Origin of the sequence: Parasphingorhabdus sp. (assembly GCF_049667325.1) — a bacterium.
Taxonomy (GTDB): Bacteria; Pseudomonadota; Alphaproteobacteria; order Sphingomonadales; family Sphingomonadaceae; genus Parasphingorhabdus.
This window is the reverse complement of record NZ_JBATHY010000240.1, coordinates 1-7,909: the sequence shown is the minus strand read 5'-3', so window position 1 is coordinate 7,909 and position 7,909 is coordinate 1. Positions and strand designations below refer to the sequence as shown.

Below are 7,909 nucleotides of genomic sequence, written 5' to 3'. Positions count from 1 at the left end.
GATGAGCTGCGCAGCGCCGGTTCCGATGGTCGCAAGGCAATCGCGACATTGGAAGCGCGCTATCGCGCCGCGACCGGAATAAACACGCTCAAGATCAAGCATAATGCCGTGCTCGGCTATTTTATCGAAGTCCCCGCCCGGCACGGCGATAGTTTGATGGCTGAAGATTCGGGTTTCACCCATCGCCAGACGCTCGCCGGTGTCGTCCGGTTCAATTCGACGGATTTGCACGAAGAAGCGGTCCGCGTGTCGCAAGCCGGAGCGCACGCTCTGGCTGCCGAAGCCGCGCATTTCGAGGAACTGGTCGACAAGATATTGGCGCGCAAACAGGAGATTGGCGAGAGCGCCGATGCGCTCGCCCGGATCGATGTCGCTGCGGCGCTCGCCGAACGTGCGGCCGAAGGCCAGTGGTGCCGTCCCGAATTTGTCGACGGCAATATATTGGACATTCAGGCCGGTCGCCATCCTGTGGTTGAATCGGCGCTGGCGGCCAAGGGCGATCCGTTTGTCGCCAATGATTGCAACCTGGCTCAGGACGAACGACTGTGGCTCGTGTCCGGCCCCAATATGGGCGGCAAATCAACCTTCCTGCGGCAAAATGCGCTAATCGTCATATTGGCGCAAGCTGGCGGTTTTGTTCCTGCCTCTTCCGCGAAACTCAGTCTCGTTGATCACTTGTTCAGCCGCGTAGGAGCGTCGGACAATCTCGCCCAGGGACGGTCGACCTTCATGGTCGAGATGGTCGAAACCGCCGCGATCCTGTCGCAGGCGACCGAGAAAAGCTTCGTCATTCTCGACGAAGTGGGCAGGGGCACGTCCACCTATGACGGGCTCGCGCTTGCATGGGCGGTGGTCGAGGCGGTGCACGAGACCAATCGTTGCCGTTGTCTTTTCGCGACCCATTATCACGAGCTGTCCCGGCTGGCCGACCGGCTCGATGCGCTGTCGCTTCATCACGTCCGCGCGCGCGAATGGAAGGGCGATCTGGTCCTGCTTCACGAACTGGCCAAAGGTCCGGCAGACCGCAGCTATGGTCTGGCGGTGGCGAAGCTGGCCGGCATACCAAAACCGGTCCTCAATCGCGCCAAGGCGGTGCTCGACAAGCTCGAGGCCGGCAAAGCGGAAACCGGAGGGCTGGCTGCCGGTCTCGGTGATCTGCCGCTTTTTGCCGCGAGCCTTGCGGATGTCGAAGAAAAATCGGATAGCTTGCGACAGGCGTTGGGCGCGATCGACGTGGATGCGCTGTCCCCGCGGGAAGCGCTTGATCAGCTATACGCGCTGAAAACACAGCTCGAACAGGAATGATGAAATGAAAAAGTGGATATTGATATTGCTGGCCCTGGCCATCGCCGGCGGCGGTGCCTTTGTCTATCATGCCCGCAGCAACAATTCCGAACCGCTGGAAATCGGCACCACCGCCCCCGCTTTCACCACCACCGGCGCGCTAGCGGGTCAGGAATTTCAATTCTCGCTCGCCGACAAGCTCAAGGACGGACCCGTCGTGCTCTATTTCTTTCCCAAGGTCTTCACCGAGGGCTGCACCATAGAGGCCAACATGTTCGCCGACGCCACCGCCGAATTCAATGCCGCAGGTGCCACCGTGATCGGCATGTCAGGCGACGATATTGAAGGGTTGAAGAAATTCTCGGTCTCCGAATGCCGTGACAAATTTGCGGTTGCCCGGGCCGATGACAAGATTATTGAAGCCTATCAGGTGCGCATGTCACCGGGGCTCGCGATGACCAACCGGACCAGCTATGTCATCGATCAGCAAGGCAAAATTGTTTTTGTCCACAGTGCAACAAAACCGCAGGGCCATGTCACCGGAACGCTGGCAAAAGTGAAGGCTCTCTCCAAAAGCTGATTAAATACTTGCTTTTGCCGCGCGGCTAGACAGAAAGGCGCTCATGAACGATCACGCACCCGATCCAGCCATGCTTGCCAAGGCGGAAACGCTCACCGACGCGCTACCCTATATGCAGCGCTATGCCGGAGCGACATTTGTCATCAAATATGGTGGCCATGCGATGGGCGATGCCGCGCTGGCGAGGAATTTTGCCCAGGATATCGTGCTGCTCAAGGCAGTCGGGATCAATCCGGTGGTGGTACATGGCGGCGGACCGCAAATCGGCGCGATGCTCGAACGGGTCGGCGTCGAGAGCAAATTTGTCGACGGCTTGCGGGTGACCACCAAGGAAACCGCGGAAATTGCCGAAATGGTCTTGTCCGGCGCGATCAACAAGGAACTGGTCAGCTGGATCGGTCAGGCCGGCGGCAGCGCGATCGGTATTTCCGGCAAGGATGGCGGCTTCGTTAAAGCAGTAAAATTGCGTCGTACCGAACGCGATCCGGACAGCAATATCGAACGGATCATCGACCTCGGCTATGTCGGAGAACCAAAGAAAGTCGATCGTAGTGTGATCGACACGATCTCCTCTGCCGGGATGATACCCGTTATCGCGCCGATCGGCGTCGGCGAGGATGGCGCGACCTATAATATCAACGCCGATACAATGGCCGGTGCGGTGGCTTCGGCGCTACGCGCGGCGCGGCTGTTCCTGCTGACCGATGTTCCCGGCGTGCTCGACAAGCAGGGCGAATTGCTGACCGATCTCGATCCGACGAAAATTCAGGCTCTGGTCGACGAAGGCACAATATCCGGCGGGATGATCCCGAAACTCGAAACCTGTGTGAATGCGGTTCAGGACGGCGTGGATGCCGCAGTTGTGCTCGACGGCCGCATTCCGCATGCCATGCTGCTCGAAATCTTCACCAGCAAGGGCGCGGGTACGTTGGTAAAGGATGATTTTCAGCCGGTTGAATAATCGTCCGACTGTGTTATATATATGATACAGCAAATTATTGGCATTACCGGCGACAATCCTCTAGCCGCTAAGCCAGATTATCGATAAAGGGTCCGTCCATGGCATTCGCAATTCTTCAGATTATCGCTATCCTGCTCAACGTGGCGATCACCGTCATCATCGTGCAGGCAATCATGAGCTGGCTGCTCGCATTCAACGTCATCAACTTGCAAAATGACATCGTCAACGCGATCTGGACCGCGCTTGATGGGCTGACCGCGCCCATCTACCGGCCGATCCGCAAGATCATGCCGGATTTTGGCCAGATTGACTTGACCCCGATGGTCGTCATCATCGGCATTATCATTCTGCAGGATGCAATTCTGCCACCTCTGGCGCAGGCGCTCATCGGTTGACATCAGCACGGATTATTGACGGCAAGGCGTTCGCCGCCGGACTGCGCGAACGTATCAAGGGCGCCGTTCCGACATTTCTGAAGCAGACCGGCCGTGCGCCTGGTCTTGCCGTGGTTCTGGTCGGCGAAGACCCGGCCAGTCAGGTCTATGTTGCCTCCAAGCGCAAGGCGACCCTTGCCGCGGGCATGGAAAGCTTCGAGCACCGGCTGCCAGCCGATGTCGCGCAGGCGGATGTGATCGCGCTGGTCGAACAGCTCAACGCCGACGAGAGCGTGGATGGAATTCTCGTGCAACTTCCTCTTCCCAAAGGTCTCGACGAAAAAGCGGTGGTGATGGCGATCGATCCGGACAAGGATGTCGATGGTCTCCACGTGATCAACGCCGGACGTTTGGCCAGCGGCGAAGAAGCGCTGACCCCCTGCACGCCGCTCGGCAGCCTGATGCTGCTCAAGGATGTTCTGGGTGACCTGACCGGTCTCGACGCCGTCGTGGTCGGCCGGTCGATACTGGTCGGCAAGCCGATGGCGCAGCTGCTGCTCGCTGAAAATTGCACCGTTACCATGGCCCATAGCCGGACTCAGGACCTCCCCGACGTTGTCCGCCGCGCCGATATCGTCGTAGCGGCCGTCGGTCGCGCCGAAATGGTCAAGGGCGACTGGCTGAAACCCGGTGCCGTGGTGATCGATGTCGGTATCAACCGGCTGGACGCCGAGCCGGGCCAGAATAAGGGCCGTCTGGTCGGCGATGTTGCCACCAGCGAAGCGCTTGATCATGTCCGGGCGATTACCCCGGTTCCGGGAGGGGTTGGCCCGATGACCATTGCAGTGCTATTGCGCAATACTCTGGTCGCGGCATCTGCACGCGCCGGACTGGAGAAACCGGAGAATCTGTAATGCGCCTGTTAGCCGCAATCGGAATCACGCTGTTGCTGGCAGGCTGTGCCGGCGGCGGGGACCGTCTCAACGACCGCGAGCGCTATAATCGCGCTGCCGGCAAGCCCATTGCCAATCCCAGTGCGGTGGTAAAGGCGGAACTGTCCTTCGCCCGGCTGGCGCAGGAAAAGGGACAGTGGACCGCGTTCCGCGAAACCGCGGCGGATGACGCGATCATGTTTGTTCCCAATATCACCAACGCGCAGCAATGGCTGAAAGGCAAAGCCGACCCGCCGCAGGCCGTTGAATGGCAGCCGCATAAAATATCAATGTCTTGTGATGGCAGCCTGGCCGTTTCGACGGGTGCGTGGCAGGATGCCGATGGCGGTACCGGATCCTTTGTCACGATCTGGCGACTGGACAATTTTGACGAGCGCCATCGCGGCAAGGACCAGGACTGGAAGTGGGTGTTCGATCACGGAACCCCGCTCGACGAACCATTGCCAGCACCCGATTTCATTGAAACGGAAGTCGCGGCCTGCACCGGCGACGCGATCGAGGGGTATCGCAACCGCATTGCCCAGTCAAAAAGCACGGATCGTCGGCGCGGGAATTCGCGAGACGGCACCTTGGTGTGGGAAGCTACGCAATATTTGGACGACATGCCTGCGATAAAAATACTGGTCTGGAACGGCGAAAAAATGGAGCCGGTTGCGCATGATCTCAAGATGGGTGACAACCGGTGATCGAACTATTCATCTCTTCCTTCATCACCTTTTTCGTGGTGATTGACCCGCCCGGCTGTGCGCCTATCTATGCCAGCCTGACGAGCAGCGTACCCGAGCGCGATCGCCGGATCATGGCCGTCCGCGCGATTTTCGTTGCCGCGCTCATCTTGCTGGTCTTTGCCTTGTTCGGGGAACAGATGCTCAGCGCGCTTGGCATCAGTCTCGACAGTTTCCGCATTGCCGGCGGCATCATGCTGTTTCTGATCGCGCTGGAAATGGTGTTCGAGAAACGCACCGAACGGCGCGAGGACCGTGCGCAGGAGATTATCGAGCAGCCCGAAATCGAGGATGTATCGATTTTTCCGATGGCCATGCCGATGATCGCCGGACCGGGATCGATTGCCGCGGTGATGCTGCTGACTTCGCAAAATGATGGTATCGATAACGCCCTCGTCATTCTCGGTGCCCTCGGCGGAGTGCTGCTGCTCACCCTGATCGGACTGCTTGCTGCAGGACCGATGATGCGGATTTTGGGTAACAAGGTTGAAGCGGTCATCACCCGGGTGCTCGGAGTGCTATTGGGCGCGCTGGCGGTTCAGTTTGTAGTTGATGGGCTGAACGCGAGCTTCTGATTCACCGGTCGGTGCTCACTCGCCGATTACTCCGGTGCGAGACAGCAGCACGAAAGCACGATTGGCCAGTGACGGATTGAGGATCAGGCGTCTGAGCAATGCTTCCGGGCTTTCGCCCTTGTCGCTGCCATAGGCTGCAACAAGTCGCTCCCAGGAAGCGCGAGATTGCGAAATCCGACCATTTTTGGCGTAGACCATGGCCATCGCAATATCATAATATGGGCCGACACCGGTACTGGAGGGGATGATCTTCTCGGCAAACTCCAGCGCCTCTTCATTCTTTCCTTCTGCAAGCAAGGTAAACACCAGGGCGGTTTCCGCAACGATCGAGCCACGCGGGTCCAGAGCGATCGCGGTTCTTAGAAATTTGCGCGCGTCAGGATCGTCACAGGCGAACAGATACGCTCCGGTCTGTGCGTGAATTGTTGCTTCATAAGGGGCCAGCTCGACCGCTTTCTCGGCGAATTCTTTCCCGCTTGCACAGCTGCCGTTGAAAAAACTCGATCGGGCGAGCGCAAAGTTGGCTAAAGAATCTTCTCTGCCGCGCACCAGCGCGCGGCGCGCAAACTGCAGCCCTGCCTCCGGATCCGGCTTTCTGCCGGTGGCCTCTTCGCGGAGGTAGGCAAGGAAAGAAGCGGCGGCAAGAATCCGGCTGTCCATGGGATCCGCTGCCAGCGATTTCTTGATACAGGAGTCCACAATCGGCAATAAATCGGGATCACGATTTGCGCGGTAGCTTTCGAACCGGAGGAGGCAGGCATAACCGGTCATTGCGTCATCGGGCAGGTGCGTGCGCTGGTCGGAGGCAATCACTCCGTAAACTCCGGCGACCCGGCTGGCTATCGGGCCCAGTTTTCCAGGATAGTCCGCTGCCGAATCCGGCACCGCGATCGTCGTTGACCAGATCTTCTCGTTGCGGCTCAGCGAGGTCAGAGAAAATATCGCGACGGGACCGTTCGGACCGGCGACCAACTCGCTTTCAAAGCGATAGGCGTTGTGGTCCTTTTCCGGGGCTACCCCGGATAGTTCCGCTGCCGCCAATCTAACCTGCGAAGACCGCGCGAAGGCGTCTTCCAGAAATTGCTCGATCTCCAGAGCCTTGTCGCGTTCGTTGTCCGGTAGCGCCTCTCGATTTGATGAAAAATAGACTTTTGGAGGCAAGCTGTAATGTTGAGATACAGATTCCGTGCCGGATGAATTCTCGGTGGCATTGTTTAGCAGCCAGGCCAGGGCGATCGCGATGATCAGCACGGCTGCAACCAGGACTATGGTGGTCTGCCGCTTGGCAAACCAGCGATGCGTTACGATTTCGGCCGGAGCGGCCGCAGGGATACTATCGCCGTTCGATCCGGTATCCTCCTGATTCTCCGGCGGCTCGCCATCATCCAACTGGATTTCGACCGCATAGTGGCCCATCGGGATGCTCAACCGCTCCTTACTGCCGCGTGCGGCATAATGGGCGGCCAGCATCTTGCGCAGCCTGCCAACCTGTACACGGGGATAGCTATCGATCTGGACGTCGAAATCCTCGCTGCGGCCCAGCCCGTCGACAGCAACCTTATAGGCTTTGGGCGGCTTGTCAGGGTTGGAAATTGCCTCTTCCACAAGATAGCTCAAAAGTTGTGACATGACCGGTGAGCGGGCAAAATCGGGCGATTGCAGAAGGTTTTTCGTTTCCGCGCGGAGCATTGTCGCTCGCTTCTCGTTCTGAAGCGGTGACGGCATCATTCCAGACTCGCGGGCGCAATAAACCGGTCAGCGATGCCGGGGTTCCGGGACAGCAGGATCATCATTCGAATTCCGCCCAGTCGCGAAGACTGATCCAGCCGTCGCTGCCAACGATGATATGGTCGTGCACCGTCAGATCGAGCTCTTTGCCGGCTTTTACGAGTCTGCGCGTTGCTGCGACATCGATCTTGCTCGGCGTCGGGTCACCCGATGGATGGTTATGCGCAATGATCAGGGCCGTGGCATCCAGCGCGAGGGATCGCTTCAATATCTCGCGCGGATAAATCGGAGCCGAGGAAATCGTTCCCCTGCTGACGACTTCATCGCTGATCAGGCGGTTCTTGCTATCGAGAAACAACACCCGCACTTCTTCAACCGGCAAACGGGCCATCGCGATGACCAGATATTCGATCACGTCTGCGGCCTTGGACAGACAAATGCGGTCGAGCATCCTTTCCCGGGACGAAACCAGCATTGCTTCACGCACCAAAGCCACGATTGCCCGGGCAGGATCATTTTCGGCTGTTCGGGAATTGGCGTTCAGAACGCCTCCAATTGAACCATATTCGGAGATCAACGCTCCTGCTGCCGCTGTTGCATTGTCTATTTTTGCGAGAGTGAAAAGTTGCTCCAGGATCTGTCGACCCCGAATTGCCGAAGGCGCCGCTGATGGCGGTACGTGCCGATCGCCAATACTAGCAACATCGGATAGGCCCAGAACGCTACTAT

General features: G+C 58.5%; 9 protein-coding genes. 7 read left to right on the top strand and 2 right to left on the bottom strand.

Features of this window, described 5'->3' with window-relative positions:
• The 7 genes from mutS to WBM93_RS10705 form a co-directional block, all read left to right on the top strand.
• Positions 1-1,305: DNA mismatch repair protein MutS (gene mutS, locus WBM93_RS10735; RefSeq protein WP_424431706.1), on the top strand; the 1,305-nt coding region annotated here is incomplete at its 5' end.
• A gap of 4 nt (positions 1,306-1,309) precedes the next feature.
• Positions 1,310-1,864: a peroxiredoxin gene (locus WBM93_RS10730; RefSeq protein ID WP_424431704.1), complete on the top strand. Its 555-nt coding sequence runs from the start codon at positions 1,310-1,312 to the stop codon at positions 1,862-1,864.
• Positions 1,865-1,907: 43 nt separating this feature from the next.
• Positions 1,908-2,825 carry an acetylglutamate kinase gene (gene argB / locus WBM93_RS10725; RefSeq protein ID WP_424431702.1) on the top strand — a complete coding sequence of 306 codons (918 nt, stop codon included), beginning with the start codon at positions 1,908-1,910 and terminating at the stop codon, positions 2,823-2,825.
• A 98-nt stretch (positions 2,826-2,923) separates the two neighbouring features.
• On the top strand, positions 2,924-3,220 hold the full coding sequence (locus WBM93_RS10720; RefSeq protein ID WP_424431700.1) for a YggT family protein: 297 nt from the start codon (positions 2,924-2,926) through the stop codon (positions 3,218-3,220).
• Positions 3,217-4,113, top strand: a complete 897-nt coding sequence (folD, locus tag WBM93_RS10715) for a bifunctional methylenetetrahydrofolate dehydrogenase/methenyltetrahydrofolate cyclohydrolase FolD (protein WP_424431698.1) — start codon at positions 3,217-3,219, stop codon at positions 4,111-4,113. Before WBM93_RS10720 ends, folD begins: the two co-directional genes overlap by 4 nt.
• Entirely contained in the window at positions 4,113-4,838 is a 726-nt protein-coding gene (locus WBM93_RS10710; RefSeq protein WP_424431697.1) for a hypothetical protein, read from the top strand. Before folD ends, WBM93_RS10710 begins: the two co-directional genes overlap by 1 nt.
• Positions 4,835-5,452 carry a MarC family protein gene (locus WBM93_RS10705; RefSeq protein ID WP_424431696.1) on the top strand — a complete coding sequence of 206 codons (618 nt, stop codon included), beginning with the start codon at positions 4,835-4,837 and terminating at the stop codon, positions 5,450-5,452. The genes WBM93_RS10710 and WBM93_RS10705 overlap by 4 nt, the downstream gene beginning before the upstream one ends.
• Positions 5,453-5,467: 15 nt before the next feature.
• On the opposite strand, the gene WBM93_RS10700 is transcribed toward WBM93_RS10705, so the two are convergent.
• Both WBM93_RS10700 and WBM93_RS10695 read right to left on the bottom strand, forming a co-directional pair.
• On the bottom strand, positions 5,468-7,141 hold the full coding sequence (locus WBM93_RS10700) for a tetratricopeptide repeat protein (RefSeq protein WP_424431695.1): 1,674 nt from the start codon (positions 7,139-7,141) through the stop codon (positions 5,468-5,470).
• Between the two features lie 100 nt (positions 7,142-7,241).
• The coding region (locus WBM93_RS10695) for a JAB domain-containing protein (protein ID WP_424431693.1) at positions 7,242-7,909 on the bottom strand (668 nt) is incomplete at its 5' end.

Bases quoted from the DNA above. Each gene is read 5' to 3' on its own strand.
- WBM93_RS10730 (WP_424431704.1), top strand. From the start codon at position 1,310: ATGAAAAAGTGGATATTGATATTGCTGGCCCTGGCCATCGCCGGCGGC.
- argB (WP_424431702.1), top strand. From the start codon at position 1,908: ATGAACGATCACGCACCCGATCCAGCCATGCTTGCCAAGGCGGAAACG.
- WBM93_RS10720 (WP_424431700.1), top strand. From the start codon at position 2,924: ATGGCATTCGCAATTCTTCAGATTATCGCTATCCTGCTCAACGTGGCG.
- WBM93_RS10710 (WP_424431697.1), top strand. From the start codon at position 4,113: ATGCGCCTGTTAGCCGCAATCGGAATCACGCTGTTGCTGGCAGGCTGT.
- WBM93_RS10700 (WP_424431695.1), bottom strand. From the start codon at position 7,141: ATGCTCCGCGCGGAAACGAAAAACCTTCTGCAATCGCCCGATTTTGCC.